This is a genomic window from Nocardiopsis sp. MG754419, assembly GCF_018207095.1.
Taxonomy (GTDB): domain Bacteria; phylum Actinomycetota; class Actinomycetes; order Streptosporangiales; family Streptosporangiaceae; genus Nocardiopsis.
Genome location: NZ_QOCZ01000001.1, coordinates 76,614 through 97,117 on the forward strand (window position 1 = coordinate 76,614; position 20,504 = coordinate 97,117).

A 20,504-nucleotide genomic window follows, 5' to 3' on the forward strand; every position below is an offset into this window, starting at 1 on the left:
AAGCGCTTCTACACCCCGTGCACGGCGTGGCGGAAGTGCGCGTAGCGCTCGCGCAGGTCCGTGCCGATCTCAACGCCGTGGACGGGCTCCTCCTCGGGGGCGCCCAGGGTCCATGTGGGCGGACGCTCCTCGCCGGACAGGGCCCAGGCGGCCTGGCGGGCCGCGCCCAGGGCGACGTATTCGGCGGCCGGCGGCACCAGTACGGGGGCTCCCAGAACGAGAGGGGCGATGGCGCGGACCGCGGCCGAACGCGCGCCGCCCCCCACCAGCAGGACCCGCTCGGTCGGCACACCCTGATCGGCGAGAGCGGCCAGGCCGTCGGCGAGCCCGCACAGCATCCCTTCCACGGCCGCGCGGGCGATGTTGGCGGGGGTCATGTTGTCGCGGCGCAGTCCGTGCAGCGACCCGGTGGCCTCGGGGAGCTCGGGGGTGCGTTCACCGTCCAGGTAGGGCAGGAGCACGACCCCCTCGGCCCCCGGGCGCGCCCCCAGGGCGAGGTGGTCGAGCCCGGCCAGGTCGGTCCCCAGCATGGCGGCGGCCGAGCTCAGGACGCGTGCGGCGTTGAGGGTGCAGACCAGGGGCAGGTGGCCGCCGGTGGCGTCGGCGAACCCGCAGACCGTTCCGGTGGGGTCGTGACTGGGCCGGTCGTGGGCGGCGAACACGGTGCCGCTGGTGCCCAGGGACACCACCACGTCACCGGGGCGCACCCCCAGGCCGAGGGCGGCGCCCATGTTGTCGCCGGTGCCGGGGGCGATGAGGGCGCCTTCGGGGGTGTGGCCCACGCCCTCGGTGGGCGCCGCCACACGGGGCACCTCCAGCTCACGGCCGAACCCGCGCACCAGCAGGTCGGTGCGGTAGCCGTTCTCCGACGGCGACCAGTAGCCGGTGCCGGAGGCGTCGCCGCGGTCGGTGGTGGGTGCCTGGCGGGCCCCGGAGAGGCGCCAGGTGAGCCAGTCGTGGGGGAGCATGACTCCGTGCGCGCGTGCGGCGAGGTCAGGTTCGTGCTCGGCGAACCAGCGCAGTTTGGTGATGGTGAAGCTGGCCACCGGCACGTTGCCGACGGCGTCCGCCCAGGCCTTCGGGCCGCCCAGTTCATCGACGAGGTCGTGCGCGGCCTCGGCGGAGCGGCCGTCGTTCCAGAGCAGTGAGGGGCGTACGACCTCCCCGGCCTCGTCGACCACGACCATGCCGTGCTGCTGACCGGCCACGGACACCGCCGAGACGTCGTCGAGCAGCCCGGAGGAGGCGGTGGTGAGGGCGCTCCACCAGTGGCGGGGGTGGGTCTCGGTGCCGTCGGGGTGCGGTGCGCGTCCCTCGCGCACCACCTTCCCGGTCGCGCTGTCGCAGACCACGACCTTGCAGGACTGTGTCGAGCTGTCGATTCCGGCGACGAGTGCCATGTTCGCTCCGTGTGGGTGGTGGGGTCCTGGCCGAGCCTGGCCGGGCTCATTCTCCCACCCTGGTGACCCCTCTCACAGCCCGGGGTGCGTCTGCCCTCCGCCCTTGCCCACGCATAGTCGGATCAATAAAATTGAGCCGACACAACTCAAGCCAGGAGGAGTGGTCCGATGCACGTCACGGACGTCTTCGCGGAGGCCCAGGAGACCCTATGGGCCCGGCTCACCGCGAATCCGGTCATCCGGGTCGACAGTGGTCGACGCGGCGCCGACCTCGTGTTCGAGGTCGAACTCGCACCGGGCGTCGATCCGCACGAGATCCTCGTGCTGCACGAGGAACGCGCGCTCGTGCTGGTCCGCGCCGCAGACCGGTCGGTCCTGCACCGGATCCCCTTGGACACCCCGGTGGGCCGCCCCGTCCGGTGGGACCACCCCTCGGGCCTGCTCGTCACCGCGCGGCCGTCCGGTCCCGCTCCGGTCGCGCTCACCCCCGCGCTGCGACCACCGTCCCGCACGGCCCGTCTCCGCGCCGCCTTGGCCCGCTGCGGCGACCGACTGCGCGGCCTGTTCGTCGGCTGATCGGCTCTCCGTCGCCCTCCCAGGGCACCGGCCCTGGCCACCGTCGCGTTCTTCGGTGCGCGTGGAACCGCGACGGACCGAACGGTACGGTTCCCGAGGTCTGTGGCGGACAGGACGAGGGCGCCCCCGATCACTCGCGGGCGCCCTTCTTCCCGGGCGAAGGGAAGTCCGTGGGTTCGATCAGACCAGTGGGGCCACCGAGGAGAAGGTGCCCCGGTGGTACACCAGTGGCGGCCGAGGGTCCTCCAGGACCACCGTGTGCGTCACCTGACCGACGACCAGCCAGTGGTCACCGATGAGCCGGGTGTCGAACCGCTCGCACACCAGGTGCGCGGAGGCGCCGTCCAGCAGCGGCACCTCGGCCGGTCCGAACCGCCACGAGGTCGGCGGGGCGAATCGGTCCACGCCGGTGCGCGCGAACCGGGACGCCAGTTCCGCCTGGCCCTCACTCAGCAACTGCACCCCGAACTCGCCGGCCCGACGCAGGGTCGGCCAGGTGGACGAGGAATCGGCGACGTAGAACGACACCAGTGGCGGGTTCAGGCTCACGCTGGTGAACGACGTGGCGGTCAGCCCCACCGGGCGTCCCTCGACATGGGCGGTGATCACGACGACGCCCGCCGGATGATGGCGCATCGTCGCGCGGAACCGGTCGGACTCGGCCGGGGCCCGGGTACGGTCGGCGGTCTCCGTGACGCTCAACGGACTCTCCCTGATGGGTCGGAAAGCGGTCAGACGGGTGTGGTGCGGTGGTGCGCGGTCGCTCGCAGGGACGCGGCCGACCGTTCCGCCCACGGGCCCAGGACCTCGTCCAGGGCCGTCGGCGGCGTACCGCCGGAGGGGATGGCCTCCTGCAACAGGGCCAACCCGGAGGTGGGCACCGTGGCGCCCAGTTCCAGCAACAGCGGTCTCAGGTGCACGTCCACCGCGAGGGTGTGCGCGGGCGAGCCCATCACCAGGACCGGCACCGCGGTCACCCCGTCCAGACCACCGGTGGGCAGGAGGTCCAGGAAGACCTTCAGCAGTCCGGTGTAGGTGGCCTTGTAGGTGGGACTGGCGACGACCAACAGGTCGCTCGCGCGGACCCGCTCCAGTGCCGACCGCACGTCCGGCGGCGGGCCGGGTGTGAGCAACAGCGGCCGCAGTTCCGCCAGGTCCAGCAGGTCGGGTTCGTCGGACAGTCCGGCGGCGACGGTGGCGTGTCGGGCCACGGCCGTCGCGGCGGTGGCGGTGCGTGAGCGCGGCCGGGGGTTGCCGACCAGGGCGGTGGTGGTCATGGTGGGGACCTTCGGATCAGGACGGTGCGACGGCGGTGTCGGTGGCCGCCGGGGCGGGTGAGGTGAACGGGACACTGGTGACCGAGGAGGTCACCGGGCCGTCCGGGTGGCTCCACAGCCCTCGTTCGGCCAGGAGAGGCAGGACGCCCTCGCCGAACCAGTACGCCTCCTCCAGGTGCGGGTAGCCCGACAGCACGAACTCGGTGACGCCGGCCTCGTGGAACTCCTCGATCAGACGCGCGACCTGCTCATGGCTGCCGACCAGGGCGGTGCCCGCACCGCCCCGGGCCAGCCCCACGCCCGCCCACAGGTTCGGGTGGATCTCCAGGTCGGCGGTGCTGCCGCCGTGCAGGTCCAGCATGCGGCGCTGGCCCTCGGACTCGCTGCGCCGCAGGCTCCTCTGCACTTCGGCGATGGTCTCGGGGGAGAGGTCCTCGATCAGGCGCCGGGCCTGGGCCCAGGCCTCCTCCTCGGTGTCACGGCTGATCACGTGCAACCGGATCCCGTATTCCAGGGACCGACCGCGCTCGGCCGCCAAGGAGCGCACGCGCGCGATCTTGTCGGCCACCGCGGCCGGGGGTTCCCCCCAGGTCAGATAGGTGTCGACGCGGGAGGCGGCGACCTCCAGCGCGGCGGGGGAGGATCCACCGAAGTACACCGGTGGACGCGGCACCGGCGTCCGTTGCAGGGCTGCCCCCTCCACCCTCACGTGCTCACCGGCGAAGTCGACGGTCTCGCCCCGCCACAGCCCGTCGACCACGCGCAGGAACTCGTCGGTGCGACGGTACCGCGCGTCCTTGTCCAGGAAGTCGCCGTGTTGGCGTTGTTCGGCGGACTCGCCGCCGGTCACCACGTTGAGCAGCAACCGCCCCTCGCTCAGCCGCTGGTAGGTGCTCGCCATCTGCGCGGCCAGGGTGGGACTGAGCAGCCCCGGGCGGAAGGCCACCAGGAACTTCAGTCGTCGGGTCGCGCCGACCAGCATCGCGGTGGTCAGCCAGGCGTCCTCGCACCACGCGCCGGTGGGGGTGAGCGCTCCCTCGAACCCGAGGCGCTCGGCGGCCAGGGCGATCTGGGAGAGATACTCCACCGACGGTTCGCGGGTCCGCCAGGCGGCGAAGGACACGACGTCCGCGCCGTGTCCGCCGCCGACGACGCCTCTGCCGTCCCCCTGGGTGGGGAGGAACCAGTGGAAGGTCAAGGGCATGGGTGTTCCCGTCCTTCGGGTCAGATCTGACCGTGCCGCGGGGGACGGCGACGGTTGAGGGAGAAGTCGCCGATGTGCTGGACCTTCCAGCGCACCGGGTCGTGGACGGTGTGGGTGCGGGTGTCCCGCCAGTACCGGTGCAGGTTGGCGGGGTCCGCGGTGGCGCGTGTGCCCGCCACCTCGAACAGGTCGGAGGAGACCTCGACCGCGACGCGCCCGCCGACGACCTTCGCGGCGGCCACCGCGATCGAGGCCTCGGCGGTGGCGTCGACCGCCTCCGCGGACTCCGCACCCTCGCCGGTGAGGACCGCGTCGGCCGCGTCCACACGGCCGGCGGCGGTGTTCAACAGGGCCTCGGCCGAGCGCACCCGGACCTCCAGTTCACCGAACCGCTGCACCAGCAGCGGATCCTCGGCGGCGGTGTCCACACCGCTCTCGAACCAGGGGCGGCTCTTGGTGCGCACGAACTCCGCGGCCTCCTCCAGGGCCCCGCGTGCCGCGCCGACGTCGATGGCGGTGTGCAGCAGCTGCGCCAGGGCCCCGTAGGTCGTGGGTTCGGTGAAGGTCAGGTACTGGGGCAGGACCAGGTGCGCGGGCACGTCCACCCCGGCCAGGTGAACCGTCCCGCTCGCCGTGGTGCGCTGGCCCATACCGACCCAGTCGTCCTCGACGCGGACGCCCGGGTGGTCGGCCGGCACGAACGCGATGTGCGGCCGCGGTCCCTCCGCGGTGTCCGCGGGGGCGACCACCGCGAGCCAGTCGGCGAACAGCGAACCGGTGGCGTAGTACTTGGTGCCGTTCACGGTGTACCGGCCACCGTCGCGGTCGATCCGGGTGGCGTGGGTGTGCGCCGTCCGGCCCGACCGTTCGGCCTGGGCGTTGCTCACCAGGGAGCCGGTGAGCACGTCGCCGAAGACCTGTTCCCGGGCCGGGGCCCCGCCGCGCAACCGCAGGGCGTTGAGGAACGCGAAGTGCGGTTGCAGCACCTGGGCCAGGCTGAGGTCGGCGGTGCCGAGCAGGCGGAGCACCTCGGTGACGGTGCTCGCGGGCACCCCGGCCCCGCCCAGGTCGCGCGGGACGGTGATGCCGAGCAGGCCGGCTCGGGAGAGCGAGCGGATCTGTGCGTGGGGCAGACAGCGTTCACGGTCGCGCGCGGCCGCGCCCTCCGCGATCGTGGGCAGGAGCTCCCGCGCGACCCGGATCGCCTCGGCGCCGCCGGTGAGGACACGAGCGGGGGTGTCGTCGTCCGCGGTGGCCTCGTGGGCGGGACCGGTGATCGTCTCGGACAAGGGGAACCTCCTGGGCTGGGGCGCGGCCGACCCGCACCGGTAATCCGGAATACCTACTGGAATTACCTGAAATACAAGCACGGGTCGGCCACGGACGGTCGTCGTCACCCGACCGTCGGCGTGGCGCGGTCAGGTGGACCGGGAGGGTTCGGGGGCCGCACCCGGCAACGCGTATCTGCCCACCTCGCGGCGCTCGTACGCCACCGGATCCGAGGGCGCTCGCGTGCGCGCGTGGCGCCGTGGCCGTCGTGCGCGCCGCGGGGGAGGGAGGGTGTCGTGTGCGGGGCTCGTCGGACCGGACGGGTGGCGTGCGGTCATCGAGGTCGGCCTTTCGCGAGTGGGTCGCGGTGAGATGTCCGGGCCGAGGCTCATCGGCCGCTCCGCGCATGGCGGCCACCTCGGCCCGGAACAAGAACGGCCTCGCTCTGCTGTTCCGTCCGACGGGGTGGCCCGGACGGTCCGTGGGTGGGGCCGCTCCACGCCGCCCGGCTCCGCGATCCCGACCGGCGTGGCCACCACCATGATCCCTGTAACCCGATTTTGTCAACCAAGAAAGTAGGGAATGCGAATGGTGTGACGCGTGGTGTCGATGAGTGTGGTGATGGTCGATGGGGGGTGGTGCTTTGTGGGGTGGGCGTGCAGTATGTGACACGCGATGGAGGCCACTACCGACTAAACCTGTAGGGAATATGGTTTACTGGTGTCATGGCAGTCAGCGCATCCGAACACCATCGCCCCTGGCGGCGGGCGCTCACCTTCGACGAGCACTGTCAGTGACCCCGTCTCCGGGCCGCCACTGACACGATCGAGAAGGCAAGAAGGACCATGACCGTCAACGACATCGCCGCACACGCCCAGAGCCTGAGCGCCCCGGCCGGCACCGTCGCGCCGACCCCGCTCACCCTGGACCGCCTGTCCGAGCTGACCGCAACGGTCGCCGAGGAGGTCCGCCAGGGGCTGCACGAGTTCCACTTCGACGCCGAGGACCGGTGGTCGGTCCGGCTGCACGCCGACGACTACACCGACGTCTGGCTCATCTCCTGGACGCCCGACCAGTCCACGCGGCTCCACGATCACGCGGGCTCCCTGGGCGCCCTCACCGTGGTCACCGGTGAACTGGTCGAGTGGTACTGGGAGGCCGGGCTGCGTGAGCGCACCCTCCCCGCGCGCGAGGGTGGCCGCTTCCCCCTCGGCCACGTGCACGACGTCATCAACACCTCGGACCGTCCGGCCGTGAGCGTCCACGCCTACTCGCCGCCGCTGACCGCCATGCACTACTACGAGGTCACCGACCAGGACGCGCTGCGCCGCACCGGCAGCATCCTCACCACCGACCCCGAGCCGGACGTTCCCACCCTGGACTCCGTCCCCTCCACCGAGGAGGCCGTCACGGGAGAGGGTCGGCGATGAGCGAGCGTCCGACCAGCGCCGTCCAACGACTCCTCGACGCCAAGCGCGTGCACCTGGAGCGCCTCGACCCGCTCCAGGCCCGGCGGGCCCAGAGCGAGGGCGCCCTGTTGGTCGACACCCGTCCGGCCGTCAATCGCGACGGTGAGGGCGAGATCCCCGGGGCCCTCGTGATCGACCGCAACGTCCTGGAATGGCGGCTGGATCCCAGTAGCCCCGACCGTGTGCCCGAAGCCGACTCCGCCGAGCGGCGCGTCGTGCTGTTCTGTAACGAGGGCTACGCCTCCAGCCTGGCCGCGGTCCAGCTCCAGGAATTGGGTCTGCCGCACGCCACCGACCTGGTCGGGGGCTTCCGTGCCTGGCGGGCCGCCGGTCTTCCGGTGACCGAGCCGCGCGGCTGACGCCGGCCGTCACCGGGCCGCGTTCGCGTTCGTGCCCGGTCCCCGCGGTGGTGTGATGCACCACGCGACAAGGGCCGGCGCCACGCGCGTTCTTTATCTATACTAAATCAGTAGGTTTACTAGAAATTAGCCGATCGTGCCACGTTCGGCCGTATCCCCCGAGGGCGCCCGAGCGCCCGGAAACCGAGAAGGACATGAGCGAGACACCCTCCACCCCCACACCCGACGAGGCTCCTGCGCGGACCGGGTTCCGGCTCAGCGAGGACTGGGCCGCCACCCTCACCGGACTCGTCCTGCTCGGCCTGGCCCTGGTCGGCGTCATCCCCGCGGGGCTGATCCCATGAGCGCCGCGACCCCCGGCGACCGCGACCCCGCCGTCGAGTCCACCGAGCCCACCGAAACCGGGACCCCCGAAGCCCCCGCCGCCACTGCGGGTGGCGCGGGCGCCGCGTCCGGGACCGAGGGCTCCGGGTCCGCCCTGCCGGGCTGGACCGTACTGGGCCTGGTCATCGTCCTCGGCCTCGCCGCCACCACCCGTTTCCTCGAATCCTGGGTGCCCGACATCGCCGAGGGCACCGGCCTGGCCGGGTTCGCCGAGGCGGTCGAGTACCCCGTCTACGCGATCCTCCTGGGACTGCTGGGCAACCTCGTTCTGAGCCTGGTCGGTCTGCGCGATCGGCTGGCCTCGGCCTTCAAGACCGAGTTCTTCATCAAGACCGGCCTGGTCCTGCTGGGCTCGACCGTCCTGTTCGACGTCATCATCCACGCCGCCGGACCCGCGGTCCTCCAGGCCCTGTTCCTGGTGACCTCGGTGTTCCTGTTCGCGTGGTGGCTCGGGGGCAGGCTCGGTCTGGACGACCGGCTACGCGCCCTGCTGGCCTCCTCGGTGTCGATCTGCGGTGTGAGCGCCGCGATCGCCGCAGCCGGGGCGGTCCAGGCCAAGAAGGAACAGCTGGCCTACACCGCCAGCCTGGTCATCCTGTTCGCCGTGCCCTCGATCTTCCTGCTGCCCTGGTTGGTCGAGGTGTTCGGGCTGAACAACGCCCAGGCGGGTGCCTGGATCGGCGGCAACATCGACACCACCGCCGCGGTCGCGGCCTCGGGTGCGATCGTGGGCGAGGAGGCCCTGCAGATCGCCTCCATCGTCAAGTCCACCCAGAACGTCCTCATGGGCGTGGTGGCGGTGGCGCTCACCGCCTACTTCGCCTTCAAGGTCGCCCCCGCGGGCGGCGAGGGCGGCGCCGACCGGCCGGGTCTGCGCACCCTGTGGGACCGTTTCCCCAAGTTCGTGCTGGGCTTCCTCGTCGCCTCGGTCGTGGCGACCCTGTGGGCCAACGGCACGGGCGACGAAGGTCAGGCGGGCCTGGACACCGCCAAGGCACTGCGGGACTGGTTCCTCATCGCCGCCTTCACGAGCATCGGCCTGGAGTTCAAGCTGAGCTCGTTGCGTGAGGCCGGATGGCGCCCGATCGGCGTGTTCGCCGCCGCCACCGTGTTCAACCTGGTGGTCGGTCTGCTGCTGGCGGTGGTGCTCTTCCGCGACTTCGTCTTCTAGGTCCGACGGTCCAAGGCCCCCTGCGCGGGGGAGCGGGCGCGGTGTGCCGAACGGGTACGCCGCGCCCGGCGGCGTGGCGAGGCCGACCCCGCGGGTGTCCCTTCTCGGTCTGACGGCCCACGGTGGCGGAGCTGCGCCTCCGGGGCCGCCGCGTGGGAGCTCGCCTCCGGTCCCGTGCTCTCGGTCGGGTCGGCCGGCCACGCCCGCCGGCGGCCCGCGTCGCGTCAGGGGCGGGCCGGCTTCGGGCGCCCCGACCCGGGGAGGACCGGGCCCGGCCCACACCCGTCGACCCGTGCCGTAGCGGGACGGTGCGTCCCGCGGTGCCGCTCCGCGTCACGCCGGCGGTGCTCCGGCGCGCCACGAGGGCACACGGCGAGGGGCCGACCCGTGGGGTCGGCCCTTGGGCGCCCTGATCGGGTGCCTCACGCGAGGACGGGCCGCCGCGGGCGCTCGCGGCGGCCCGACCGGTCAGTCCCCCCGCTCCGGGACCGACATCGGATGCTCCGGGGGCGAGGAGCGAGGGCCGTGGTAGATGTAGCCCACCTTGCGCACCGTGGCGATGTGCTCCCCGGCGGGCCCGAGCTTGCGGCGCAGTCGATGGATGTGCACGTCGATGGTGCGCGAATGCAGTTCCCGACTCACACCCCAGACCCGTTCGAGCAGCTCGGACCGGGTGACCGCGCGACCGGGGGAGGCGGTCAGGCAGTCCAGGAGCTCGTACTCCTGATAGGTGAGTTCGACCTCGCGGCCCTCGGCCCAGACCCGACGGGCGTCCCGGTCCAGCAGCAGGTTCCCGCCGGTCACCTCCGGTACGGGGCGGGACCTGGCGTGCGGTTCGTCCACGACGACCCCGTAGACCAGCATGTAGCGACCGCTCTCGGGCAGTGGCAGAACACCGAGGAGCGAGTGGTCGCCCTCGGGCGGACCGGTGTTCGCAGGGCGGTCCTCAGGGGTGGGGAGGGCGGCCAGGGAGGGCCGCGTGCGGGTGGCGCGACCGTCGGTTCCGGGGGTTGCGGTGTGTGCACTGAGCATGACTCCATGATGCGCCGTATTTCCTTTAATATCTACCGGAGTAATAGGTAATTCGGTCCGCTGTGGCCAAGGCCACGTTTCACGCAAGGCAAAACGGATTATTCCTACCAATAAGGTGGACTAGTCTCTGATCAGCTCGTCGGCGCCCCACCAGGGCGTCCGGCCGCACCGCTGTCGGGTGGGCCCCACCTCGGGCTCCCCGGCGCGATCCTCCGACCCACGATCCCGAAGGAGTGCCTCATGCGCACGACCTCGACGCTCATCGGCGCCGCCGCCCTGATTCTCGCCGTCGCCGCCTGCGGTGCCCCCAGTGAGCAGAACTCCGAGGCCTCCGAGGACGGCCAGGGGCCGCTCCGCGTCGGCGTCAGCCCCGTGCCGCACGGCGACATCCTCGCCTTCATCGAGGAGAACCTCGCCGAGGAGGCCGGGCTGGAGCTCGACATCGTGGAGATCGCCGACTACAACACGCCCAACGCGCAGCTGGTCGAGGGCGACCTGGACGCCAACTACTTCCAGCACCGCTCGTTCCTCAACGAGTGGGTCGAGAACGGTCCCGACGCGGACCTGAACTATGTCACGGACGTCCACATCGAGCGACTGGGGCTGTACTCCGAGACGGTCGACGGCCTGGACGACCTGCCCGACGGCGCCGAGATCGCGGTTCCCAACGACCCGGCCAACCTCAACCGCGCCCTGGGCATCCTCGAGGCCGAGGGTCTGATCACCGTCGACCCGGAGGCGGGCGAGACCGCGACCGAGAACGACATCACCGACAACCCGAACGACCTGACGGTCCTGCCGCTGGAGGCCGCCCAGCTTCCGCGTTCGGTCTCCGACGTCGACGCCGCCGTCGTCAACGGCAACTACGCCATCGAGGCCGACCTGACCGAGGAGTCCAACCTCCTGGCCTGGGAGCCCGAGGGCGACGACTACGTCCAGAAGTACGCCAACGGTCTGGTGGCGCTGGAGGAGAACGTCGACGACGAGCGCGTGCAGCTGCTGGCCGAACTGCTCCACGACGAGCAGGTCCTGGAGTACATCCAGGAGACCTGGCAGGGCGTCGTGCTGGCGGTCGACGCCGACGGCCAGCCGGTCGAGTAGGGACGATCGCGGCGGTGCGCCGCCGCGTCGTTCAGGGCGGTGGGGTTCTTCGACCCCGCCGCCCTTTCGTGTGTCCGGAGTCCGGTCGTGGGAGTGTCCCAGGTCACAACGGGGACGTTCGCCAAGTCTTCCACAAAACCTACTTATTAAGTAGAGTTTTCCTGTTCGTCCCACCGACCGAAGAGGACCCCCAATGAGCATGCGTACGTCCGCGCTGTCGACCGCCGCCGCGGCACTGGCGATCGGGTTGGTCGCGACCGCCTGTGGGGGATCCGGCGGAGGCGAGGGCGACGCCGACACCCTCAACCTCGGCTACTTCCCCAACATCACCCACGTGCCCGCCCTGGTCGGGGTGGAGAACGGCATCTTCGCCGAGGCCCTCGGTGACGTCGAACTCTCCACCCAGACGTTCAACGCCGGTCCGGACGCGATCAACGCGCTCTTCTCCGGTGAGGTGGACGCGACCTTCATCGGGCCCAACCCGGCCATCAACGGCTGGTCCCAGTCGGGTGGCACGGCGCTGCACATCATCGCGGGTTCCACCTCGCAGGGCGCCGGTCTGGTCGTGCGCGAGGGCATCGACAGCGTCGAGGACCTGCCCGGCCACACCCTCTCCACGCCCCAGCTGGGCAACACGCAGGACGTGGCGCTGCGCTGGTTCGTCGAGGAGCAGGGATGGGAGGTCGACACCGAGGGCGGTGGCGAGCTGTCGATCCTGCCCCAGGACAACGCCGAGATCATCGACACCTTCGCGCTCGGCGAGATCGACGGGGCCTGGGTGCCCGAACCCCACCTGAGTCGGCTGGTCCTGGACCACGACGCCGAACTGCTCGTCGACGAGAAGGACCTGTGGCCCGAGACCGACGGCGAGTTCGTGACCACCCACCTGATCGTCAACGCCGACTTCCTGGAGGCCGAACCCGATGTCGTCGAGGATCTTCTGCGCGGCCACATCGAGACGGTCGACTGGATCAACGACCACTCCGATGAGGCCCAGGAGGCCGCCATCGCCCACCTGGAGTCCCTGACCGGTGGCGACCTCAACCCCGAGGTGATCGCGTCGGCCCTCGACAACGTCACGTTCACCGTCGACCCGGTCGCGCCCTCCCTGCGGGGCGGCGCGGAACACGCGGAGGCGGTCGGTCTGCTCGACCCGGTGGACCTGGAGGGGATCTACGAACTGGATCTGCTCAACGGTCTCCTCGCGGAGGAGGGTCGCGACGAGGTCGAGGGCTTCTGAGTCCGGTCTCGCGGGGCCGGGTCCCTCGCCCGGCCCCGGCCCGTGCGCTGCCTTGAGCATCCGCGTCGGGGCCTTCCCGGAGTCGGCGGTCGGGGCTCCGACACCCGAGAGCGAGCACGTCCGCTCCGGCGTGTGAGCTCCGGTAGGGGCGGTGGGTACGCCACCCACCGCCCCTCACGCATGGTGATCCGGGCCACATTCTGTGAGTGTTCGCGGGTCGTGCCCCGATCGCCGGGGACGCGCAGGGTGATCGACGCCCCCGGTCGCCCGCGCCGGTCGGGCGCGGATGAGCTGCGGCGTCCCACCGAATGAGACTCACCCCGCGTGGTCGCCCTCCCCGTTCCGCCTGGTCGCCCGGTCGGACGAGCGGAGGGTCGCGCTTCCACAAAACCTACTTCTTAAGTAGAGTTTCACCCGTCCCACCTCAGACACCGAAGGACCCCTGACATGCGTGTTCCCCCGATCCCGCTGAGATCCTCCGCGGCCGCCCTGGCCGTGGGCCTGGTCGCGACCGCGTGTGCGGGCGAGGGGAACGGCCCGGCCTCCGGCGCCGACGGCCTCACCCTCGGCTACTTCCCGAACATCACCCACGCTCCCGCCCTGATCGGCGTCGAGAACGGGATCTACGAGGAGGCGCTCGGTGACGTCGCCTTCGACACCCAGACCTTCCACAACGGACCCGACGCGGTCAATGCGCTCTTCTCGGGCGAGGTCGACGCGGCCTTCCTCGGGCCCAACCCGGCCGTCAACGGCTGGTCCCAGTCCGAGGGGGAGGCGCTGCACGTCATCGCCGGCGCCGCCACCCAGGGCACCGGCCTCGTGGTCCGCGACCACATCGAGACCGTGGAGGACCTGCCCGGACACACCTTCTCCACCCCGATGCTCGGGGGCACCCAGGACGTGGCACTGCGCTGGTTCGCCCAGGAACAGGGGTGGGAGGTCGACACCGCCGGCGGCGGCGACCTGTCGATCATTCCGCAGGACAACCCGGACACCGTCGACGCCTTCGCGCTCGGCGAGATCGACGGCGCCTGGCTGCCCGAGCCGCACCTGAGCCGGATCCTCGACCAGGACGACGCGCACCTGCTCATCGACGAGCCGGACCTGTGGGAGGAGACCGACGGCCACTACGTCACCACGCTCCTCATCGTCAACGCCGACTTCCTGGAGGAGTACCCCGAGACCGTACGGGACCTGCTGCGCGGCCACGTCGAATCCGTCGACCGGATCGACGCCGACCCCGACGAGGCCGCCGAGACCTCCCGCGCACATCTGGAGGCGCTCACCGGCGGTGCACTCGACCCCGAGCTCACCGCGGTGGCCTTCGAGAACGTCACCTTCACCGTCGACCCGGCCGCGCACTCACTGGTCACCCAGTCCGAGCAGGCCGAGGCGATCGACCTGCTGGAACCCGTCGACCTCAACGGAATCTTCGCCCTCGACCCGCTCAACGACGTCCTGGCCGAGGCCGGGCACGAGCCGGTCGAGGGCCTGCAAGGGGAAGGGCAGTCATGACCACCACCACCGAGCCTCTCACCGGCACCAACGCCGTGGAGATCGATGACATCTCCAAGGTGTTCGGGCGCGGCCGTGGCGCCGTCACCGCCATCGACGGGATGTCCGTCCACGTCCGGGAGGGGGAGTTCCTGGCCATCCTGGGCGCCTCCGGCTGCGGCAAGAGCACCCTGCTGTCCCTGGTCGCGGGGCTGGAACAGCCCACCACCGGCACCGTCAGCGTGGGCGACCACCGCGTGGCCATGATGTTCCAGGAGGCGGCGCTCTTCCCCTGGCTCACCGTCGGCGCCAACATCGAGATCCCCATGAAGGTCAACAGGGTGCCCAAGGCCGAGCGCAGGAAGCGTGTGGCCGAGCTCCTGGACCTGGTGCGCCTCACCGGCTTCGAGCGCAAGCGCCCGCACGAGCTCTCCGGCGGGATGCGCCAGCGCGTGGCCCTGGCGCGTGCCCTGGCGCAGGACGCCGACGTCCTGCTCATGGACGAACCCTTCGGCGCGCTGGACGCGATGACCCGGGACATCCTCCACGACGAGCTGGAGCGGATCTGGCGGGAGAAGTCCCTGACCATCATGTTCGTCACCCACAACGTTCGTGAGGCGGTGCGTCTGGGTGACGCGGTCGTCCTGCTGTCCAGCCGTCCCGGGCGGGTGATCTCGGAGTTCGAGGTGGAGGGCGAACGCCCCCGCCGCATCGACTCCGCGCAGATCGCCGAACAGGCCGCCACCATCACCGACCGACTTCGCGAGGAGGTCTCGCGCCATGCCTGAGACCCGGACCGGCGACAACGCCGTCCAAGGACTGGACGCCCTCGAACTCCAGCCCAAGCGCGGCACCGCCGAGCGGAGTCCGGGCGAGATCGCCCGCGCGGTGTGGGCGGGCACCTGGCCCAAGCTCGCCGCGGTCGTGTTGGTGCTGCTGGCCTGGCAGGCCGTGGTGTGGAGCGGTTGGCGCTCGGAGTGGGTCTTCCCCGGGCCGGACCGTGTACTGCCCACGCTCTTCAACGAGATCACCACCCCCGAGTTCTGGGAGGCCGTGCGGGTCACCATGCGGAGGGCCTTCATCGGCTTCGCCCTGGCCCTCGCGGTGGGTGTGGTCATCGGCCTGGCGGTGTCGCAGTTCAAGCCCCTGCGGGTGGCGATCGGCTCGCTCATCACCGGCCTGCAGACCATGCCGTCCATCGTGTGGTTCCCGTTCGCGATGCTGCTCTACGGCATCAGCGAGTCCGCGATCATGTTCGTCATCATCCTGGGCGCCGCGCCCTCGATCGCGGGCGGTCTGACCTCGGGTATCGACTACGTGCCGCCGTCGCTGCTGCGCGCGGGCAAGGTGATGGGACTCCAGGGTGTGCAGCGGTACCGCCTGCTCATCATCCCCGCGGCGTTGCCGATGTTCGTCACCGGCCTCAAGCAGGGCTGGGCGTTCGCCTGGCGGTCCCTGATGGCCGGTGAGCTGCTGGTCATCATCAACCAGCAGAACTCGATCGGATGGGCACTGAGTCAGGCACGTCAGCTCAACGACGCCGAACGCCTGCTCAGCTACATCATCATCGTGCTGGCGATCGGCATCATGATCGACCTGTTCTTCAACTGGGCGGATCGTTCGCTGCGTCGCCGGTGGGGCATCACCCAGTAACGGGAACGGGCGTGGTGGGGGTCGTGCGCGTCGGCGCACGGCCCCCACCGTCGTCCCGGTGGTCCGTGCTCGGCGGGGGAGGACGTCACCGTCCCCCGCGCGTCCACACCGGCCACCGACCACCGGGCACCGGGCACGGGGGCGCGACGGCGACACCGGAGCACGCCGCATGGAGACGATCCCTCGGAGAACCCCCCGAGGCAGGAGAGGTGTTCGGACGTGCCCGCCCGGAACTCAGCCGTAGGCCGCGTGGTAGAGCTCCACGATCTCGTCGAGGTCGGGCACCCGCGGGTTGTGCGCGGGCGACCCCGACGCCAGTGCCTGCGCCGCCATCAGGGGCGCCGACTCCCACCATCGCTCGGCGTCGATTCCGTGCGCGCGGGGCGTGGGCACCTCCAGGTCCTCGTTGAGCAGTCGCAGCTCCCACACCAGCGCCCCGGTCGCCTCGCCGTCCGAGCTGCCCGGGGCGGCCATCCCCATCGCCCGGGCACAGTCCGCGTAGCGCCCCGGAGCCGCGACCACCGAGAACTCCGTGACGGTCGGCAACAGCATCGCGTTGGACAGACCGTGCGCCACCTCGAATCGCGCGCCGATCGGCCGGCTCATCCCGTGGACGAGGGCGACACTGGAGTTGGAGAAGGCCATCCCCGCCTGGGTGGCGCCCACCATCACCGCCTCCCGGGCGTCGCGGTCGCCGGGATCGGCGTACGCCGTGCGCAGGTGGGCGAAGATGCCGCGCATCGCCTCCCGGGCCAGGCCGTCCGAGATGGGGTTGGCCCGCACGCTCACGTACGCCTCGATCGCGTGGGTCAGGGCGTGCACACCACTGTCCGCGGTGAGCCGGGCCGGCATGTCCAGGGTGAGCTCGACGTCCACGAGCGCCGCCCGCGGCAGCATCGCCAGCCCCGCGCACAGCATCTTCTCGTCGGTCTCCACATCCGTGATGATGCTGTACCGGGTCGACTCCGACCCGCTGCCGGCGGTGGTCGGGACCGCCACCACGGGCAGGGCCGGCGTGTCGGTGACCACCGGCGCCTTGTAGTCGCGTATCCGGCCGCCGTGCGCACCGAGCAGGGCGACGGCCTTGGCCGTGTCGATGGGGCTGCCGCCGCCCACCCCCACCACCGAGTCGAAGTCGCCCTCCCGTAGCGCCTCCACACCCGCCTCGACCACCTCCGTGGTGGGATCGGGCACGGTCCCGGCGAACACCCCGGGTGAGAGGCCGGCCTCCTCCAGACGGCGCACCATCTCCTGGAAGAAGGGGCGTGAGGAGACGAACGGGTCGGTCACCAGCAGGGGGCGGGACAGATCGAGGGAGTTCAGGACCTCGGCCAGCTCGGCCGAGGCGCCCGCGCCCACACGCAGGATGCGGGGCAGGGCGAGGGAAGCGGTCACGTCGGGTACCTCCGGGGGGACGGGAGTACGGGCATCGTGGCCCGCCGGGTGGACCGAGGGGACACGCGTCAACGTCCCGGTACCTACCCTGTCGTCCGGTTCGACTCCCGTACGCGCACGAACGTTTCCGGACCGGGACCTCCGCGGGCGCGACGTCGGCCCCGAACACGACGCAGGGGGCCGGGCCCCGTCACGGCGCCCGACCCCCTGCGGGGAGCGGTGCGGTCAACCGTGCACCAGTGGGGTGTCCACCAGGTGCTCGGCCACGAACCAGGCCTCCAGCTCGTTGGTGCGGATCACGTCCGACACCAGTACGTCGTTGCTGCCGTCGTCGCCCTGCTCCTGCACACGGGCGGCCGCGTCGTGGCAGTCCTCCAGGATGGTCTCGTGCGCCTCCAACAGGCGGGAGAGCATCGCCGGAACCTCCTCGACCCCGTTCGGTGGTCGGGGCACGTTGGTGATCTCCGCGACGTGACGCGGGTCGCCGGCGGCCACACCGCCGAGGGTCTGGATGCGCTCGGCCAGGGTGTCGATCAGTGCCAGTTGCTCGTCGGCGTGCTTGTCCATGAGCAGGTGCAGCTGGTAGAAGGTGTGGCCGCGCATCAGCCAGTGGTGCTTCTTGTAGAGGTCGTGCAGGATCCGGGTGTCGCAGAGCACCTGGTTGAGCCGCTGACACGAGTACATCCGGGTGTCGTACGACAGACCGACCGGAAGTTGACGGACGGTCCCGAACTGCTGGATCTCCTCACCCCTTTGGTGGAGCCACGGCTGGCTGCTGCGCGGCCTGGGTGCGTTCGTGCGCTGATCGGCGGACGTCACGACTGGATTCCCCCTCGCAAGGTCGGTGGCGGAGCGCGTGTCGACGTACTCCGCCTGCCAGTCTCGAACACCGACCGTTGTCGGCAGAGAAAACGCACCCCATGCCGGGGCAAGACTTTGCCCTGATCGGGACGGTTCAGCCGGCGGTGTCCCGGTCGAAGGCGACCGGCAGGGCGAACAGCCCGTGCATGATCATGCTCGGCCACCACCGGAGCGCGGACTCGGGCACCGCCGCCCGCAGCCCGGGCAGTCGGTCCAGGACCGCGCCGACGGCCACCCGCGCCTCCATCCGGGCCAGCTGCGCGCCGATGCAGAAGTGCGCCCCGTGGCCGAACGACAGGTGCGAGGCGCCCCGGTCGGGCACGAAGGCGTCCGGCTGCTCGTAGCGTTCGGCGTCGCGTCCGGCGGCCAGCAGGGACACCAGGACCGGCTCACCCGCTTCCAGGCGCACTCCGCCCACGGTGGTGGGGTGGGCGGGAAAGCGCCAGGTGGCGTTCTGCAGTGGACTCTCCAGACGCAACGACTCCTCGATCGCCGGACCGAGCAGAGAGCGGTCGGCCCGGATCCGCTCCCGCTGTTCGGGGTGGCGCAGCAGGGTCAGCAGCGTGTTCCCGATGAGCGCGACGGTGGTCTCGTGTCCGGCCACCAACAGCAGGAACGCGGTGGAGGTCACCTCGTCGCGGGTCAGGTCGCCGTCCCGGTGCGCCCGCACCAGGTCGCCGAGCAGGTCGTCGTGGGGTGCGGCCAGCCGTGCGTCCACCAGCGAACCCAGGTAGGCGTCGAACCAGTCGGTGGTCTCGGCGATCGCCTCGATCTCCTCGAAGGACGCCGAGTCGATCACCGCCGCCCGGCGGTGGAACTCGGGACGGTCGGCCTCGGGCACCCCGAGGATGTCGCAGATGATCGCGATCGGCAGTGGATAGGCGAGATCGCGGACCAGGTCCGGGTCGGGCGAGGCCACCAGCGCGTCGATCAGGGCGGAGGTGACCCGCTCGGCGCTCGCCTCCAGTTCCCGCACACGGCGGGGCGTGAACGCACCGCCCGCCACCCGCCGCAGCCGCGTGTGGTCGGGGGCGTCCACGTTCACCATGCTGCGCCGCAGGCTGTCCCGATGGTCGTAGGGCAGCCCCAACCCGGCGGCAAACCAGGTCGCGTCGCCGAGCAACGGGTCCTTGCGCATGTCGGGGTCGGCGAGCACCGCTCGGGCGTCCTCGTGGCGGGTCACCACCCAGGCCCACGCCCCACCGGGCAGGTCCACCCGGTGCACCGGCTCGTGTTCGCGCAGCCACCGGTAGGCGGGGTGCGGATCGGCCTCGAACGCGGGACCGTGCAGGGGTGGGGGAGTGGCGGTCATCGGTGGCCTTCCTCGGGGGTCCTGGTGCCGCACCGTTCCTACCCACCGGTCCCGGCCCGCATCCCGGACCGGTCAGGGCGCGATGGCGCAGGCGGTCTCCAACACGAAGCGCGGCCAGGGGCGGTGCGGATCGTGCCCGGTCAGCTCGCGGACCCGACGCAGACGGTAGCGCAGCGTCTGGGCGTGCACGTGCAGCGACTCCGCGGCGGTGGTGGCCGCGCCCGTGTGGAAGTAGGCGCCGAGGGCCTCCAACAGGTGCCGGTGCTCGGGGCGCAGCAGCGGCCCGAGCACCGTCCGGCGCACCGTGGCCGGGGCGATCCCGCCGCCGTTGAGCAGGGCGAGCACACAGGCGTCGGACTCGCGCAGCAGTCCGTCCCCGCCCAGGGCGTGCGGTGGCGCGGTCTCCAGGGCACCGTCCGCCAGCCGGTAGGCCGACGCCATGTCGCTCGACCCGCGTGGCTCCAGCACGCACCCCGGCCAGCCCCGTTCCACCGAGGCCCGGGTGGCGTGCGCGGCGTCCTCGGCCGAGGCCAGCACCACCACACGTCCCGCACGCGTGGTCACCAGTGGATCCGCGCCCGACGCTCCGGCCAGCAGTTCCCGACCGGCCGCGACCGTCGCCGCCGCCTCGTCGGTGGGCCGGACCACCACCAGCACGGCCGGGTCGGGCGGAACGATGCCGAGGGTGCGGGCCCGGTCCCGGACGGTCGCGCGAGAGGACTGCCGCCCGACGAGCAGATCGTCGAGCAGGGCGCGGCGGGCCCGTTCCCGGTCGGCGTCGAGCCGATCGGCCGCCTCGATGTGTCCTCGGGACAGACTCTCCGAGATCTGGTCGAGCGAGGTCAGCCAGAGTTCGCTCAGAGCGAACACGTCGTCGGTGTCGAGCCGACCATCGGCCCGTTCCCGAATGATCCGGACGGCGGCGGCCGAGCCCACCCGGTGCGCGCGCACCACCGCGTCGAGGGAACGACCGTCGGCGGCGCGCGCCCGGCCGATGCCCCGCAGCCGTTCCACGTCCTCCTCCGGCAGGCGCTCGGCCCCGCGCACCCACAGTTCCATCGAACGGGCGACCAACCACGACGCGATCGCCCGGACCTCCGCCAGCTGCGACGCGTGCAGCGCACGGTAGGCGGGGACCTCCGCGTAGATCTCGGTCACGATCCGCTCCACCAGCGCGGCACGGTCCCGCTCCAGACCCGCGCTGACCCGCAGCCGCGCCTCGTGTCCCATACGTCCCCCTCCCGGGTCCGGGGCGCGCAGACTATCGCTCCCACGGGCCCGCCCCGGCGTGCCCGGTCGGGTAAAAG

At 71.5% G+C, this 20,504-nt stretch carries 20 protein-coding genes; 10 read left to right on the top strand and 10 right to left on the bottom strand.

What is annotated here, in order from left to right; translation table 11 throughout:
* Nucleotides 1-8: 8 nt before the first annotated feature.
* Nucleotides 9-1,400, bottom strand: coding sequence for a xylulokinase (gene xylB / locus DSY14_RS00355; protein WP_211714357.1), 1,392 nt, complete (start codon nt 1,398-1,400; stop codon nt 9-11).
* Between the two features lie 168 nt (nt 1,401-1,568).
* Between xylB and DSY14_RS00360 the strand changes: the two genes are divergently transcribed.
* The gene (locus DSY14_RS00360; protein WP_211714358.1) at nt 1,569-1,976 is read left to right on the top strand and encodes a hypothetical protein; all 408 of its coding nucleotides are present in this window, start codon (nt 1,569-1,571) and stop codon (nt 1,974-1,976) included.
* A 180-nt stretch (nt 1,977-2,156) separates the two neighbouring features.
* On the opposite strand, the gene DSY14_RS00365 is transcribed toward DSY14_RS00360, so the two are convergent.
* From DSY14_RS00365 to DSY14_RS00380, 4 genes are read right to left on the bottom strand one after another with little or no spacing between them, the layout of a single operon-like run.
* Entirely contained in the window at nt 2,157-2,678 is a 522-nt protein-coding gene (locus tag DSY14_RS00365; protein WP_249187094.1) for a flavin reductase family protein, read from the bottom strand.
* A 29-nt stretch (nt 2,679-2,707) separates the two neighbouring features.
* Nucleotides 2,708-3,253 (bottom strand): NAD(P)H-dependent oxidoreductase, encoded by a 546-nt coding sequence (locus DSY14_RS00370; RefSeq protein WP_211714359.1) that lies wholly within the window; start codon nt 3,251-3,253, stop codon nt 2,708-2,710.
* Between the two features lie 16 nt (nt 3,254-3,269).
* The gene (locus DSY14_RS00375; protein WP_211714360.1) at nt 3,270-4,457 is read right to left on the bottom strand and encodes an LLM class flavin-dependent oxidoreductase; all 1,188 of its coding nucleotides are present in this window, start codon (nt 4,455-4,457) and stop codon (nt 3,270-3,272) included.
* A gap of 20 nt (nt 4,458-4,477) precedes the next feature.
* Complete coding sequence (locus tag DSY14_RS00380; protein ID WP_211714361.1) at nt 4,478-5,746, bottom strand: SfnB family sulfur acquisition oxidoreductase; 1,269 nt, start codon at nt 5,744-5,746, stop codon at nt 4,478-4,480.
* Nucleotides 5,747-6,571: 825 nt separating this feature from the next.
* Here DSY14_RS00380 and DSY14_RS00385 point away from each other — a divergent pair.
* The 4 genes from DSY14_RS00385 to DSY14_RS00400 all read left to right on the top strand — a co-directional run bounded on the left by DSY14_RS00385 (nt 6,572) and on the right by DSY14_RS00400 (nt 9,109).
* Entirely contained in the window at nt 6,572-7,156 is a 585-nt protein-coding gene (locus tag DSY14_RS00385; RefSeq protein ID WP_211714362.1) for a cysteine dioxygenase family protein, read from the top strand.
* A complete protein-coding gene (locus DSY14_RS00390) occupies nt 7,153-7,554 on the top strand; it encodes a rhodanese-like domain-containing protein (protein ID WP_211714363.1) in 402 nt (133 codons plus the stop codon). The genes DSY14_RS00385 and DSY14_RS00390 overlap by 4 nt, the downstream gene beginning before the upstream one ends.
* A gap of 194 nt (nt 7,555-7,748) precedes the next feature.
* Nucleotides 7,749-7,898 carry a hypothetical protein gene (locus DSY14_RS00395; protein ID WP_211714364.1) on the top strand — a complete coding sequence of 50 codons (150 nt, stop codon included), beginning with the start codon at nt 7,749-7,751 and terminating at the stop codon, nt 7,896-7,898.
* Entirely contained in the window at nt 7,895-9,109 is a 1,215-nt protein-coding gene (locus tag DSY14_RS00400; RefSeq protein WP_211714365.1) for a YeiH family protein, read from the top strand. Before DSY14_RS00395 ends, DSY14_RS00400 begins: the two co-directional genes overlap by 4 nt.
* A 468-nt stretch (nt 9,110-9,577) precedes the next feature.
* On the opposite strand, the gene DSY14_RS00405 is transcribed toward DSY14_RS00400, so the two are convergent.
* Nucleotides 9,578-10,141, bottom strand: a complete 564-nt coding sequence (locus DSY14_RS00405) for a winged helix-turn-helix domain-containing protein (protein WP_211714366.1) — start codon at nt 10,139-10,141, stop codon at nt 9,578-9,580.
* 240 nt (nt 10,142-10,381) lie between these two features.
* Here DSY14_RS00405 and DSY14_RS00410 point away from each other — a divergent pair, with 240 nt between their 5' ends.
* From DSY14_RS00410 to DSY14_RS00430, 5 genes are all read left to right on the top strand, one after another.
* A complete protein-coding gene (locus DSY14_RS00410; RefSeq protein WP_211714367.1) occupies nt 10,382-11,242 on the top strand; it encodes a MetQ/NlpA family ABC transporter substrate-binding protein in 861 nt (286 codons plus the stop codon).
* Between the two features lie 193 nt (nt 11,243-11,435).
* Nucleotides 11,436-12,482: an ABC transporter substrate-binding protein gene (locus tag DSY14_RS00415; RefSeq protein ID WP_211714368.1), complete on the top strand. Its 1,047-nt coding sequence runs from the start codon at nt 11,436-11,438 to the stop codon at nt 12,480-12,482.
* A 447-nt stretch (nt 12,483-12,929) separates the two neighbouring features.
* Nucleotides 12,930-13,997, top strand: coding sequence for an ABC transporter substrate-binding protein (locus DSY14_RS00420; RefSeq protein WP_211714369.1), 1,068 nt, complete (start codon nt 12,930-12,932; stop codon nt 13,995-13,997).
* Complete coding sequence (locus tag DSY14_RS00425; RefSeq protein ID WP_211714370.1) at nt 13,994-14,764, top strand: ABC transporter ATP-binding protein; 771 nt, start codon at nt 13,994-13,996, stop codon at nt 14,762-14,764. Before DSY14_RS00420 ends, DSY14_RS00425 begins: the two co-directional genes overlap by 4 nt.
* The gene (locus tag DSY14_RS00430) at nt 14,757-15,629 is read left to right on the top strand and encodes an ABC transporter permease (protein WP_211714371.1); all 873 of its coding nucleotides are present in this window, start codon (nt 14,757-14,759) and stop codon (nt 15,627-15,629) included. Before DSY14_RS00425 ends, DSY14_RS00430 begins: the two co-directional genes overlap by 8 nt.
* Nucleotides 15,630-15,863: 234 nt before the next feature.
* Here the strand turns inward: DSY14_RS00430 and DSY14_RS00435 are convergent, their stop codons facing one another.
* The 4 genes from DSY14_RS00435 to DSY14_RS00450 all read right to left on the bottom strand — a co-directional run bounded on the left by DSY14_RS00435 (nt 15,864) and on the right by DSY14_RS00450 (nt 20,427).
* Nucleotides 15,864-17,024 carry an iron-containing alcohol dehydrogenase gene (locus DSY14_RS00435; protein ID WP_211714372.1) on the bottom strand — a complete coding sequence of 387 codons (1,161 nt, stop codon included), beginning with the start codon at nt 17,022-17,024 and terminating at the stop codon, nt 15,864-15,866.
* 225 nt (nt 17,025-17,249) lie between these two features.
* Complete coding sequence (locus tag DSY14_RS00440; RefSeq protein ID WP_211714373.1) at nt 17,250-17,843, bottom strand: Dps family protein; 594 nt, start codon at nt 17,841-17,843, stop codon at nt 17,250-17,252.
* A 136-nt stretch (nt 17,844-17,979) separates the two neighbouring features.
* Nucleotides 17,980-19,197: a cytochrome P450 gene (locus tag DSY14_RS00445; RefSeq protein WP_211714374.1), complete on the bottom strand. Its 1,218-nt coding sequence runs from the start codon at nt 19,195-19,197 to the stop codon at nt 17,980-17,982.
* A gap of 72 nt (nt 19,198-19,269) precedes the next feature.
* On the bottom strand, nt 19,270-20,427 hold the full coding sequence (locus tag DSY14_RS00450; RefSeq protein WP_211714375.1) for a CdaR family transcriptional regulator: 1,158 nt from the start codon (nt 20,425-20,427) through the stop codon (nt 19,270-19,272).
* Nucleotides 20,428-20,504 lie beyond the last annotated feature (77 nt).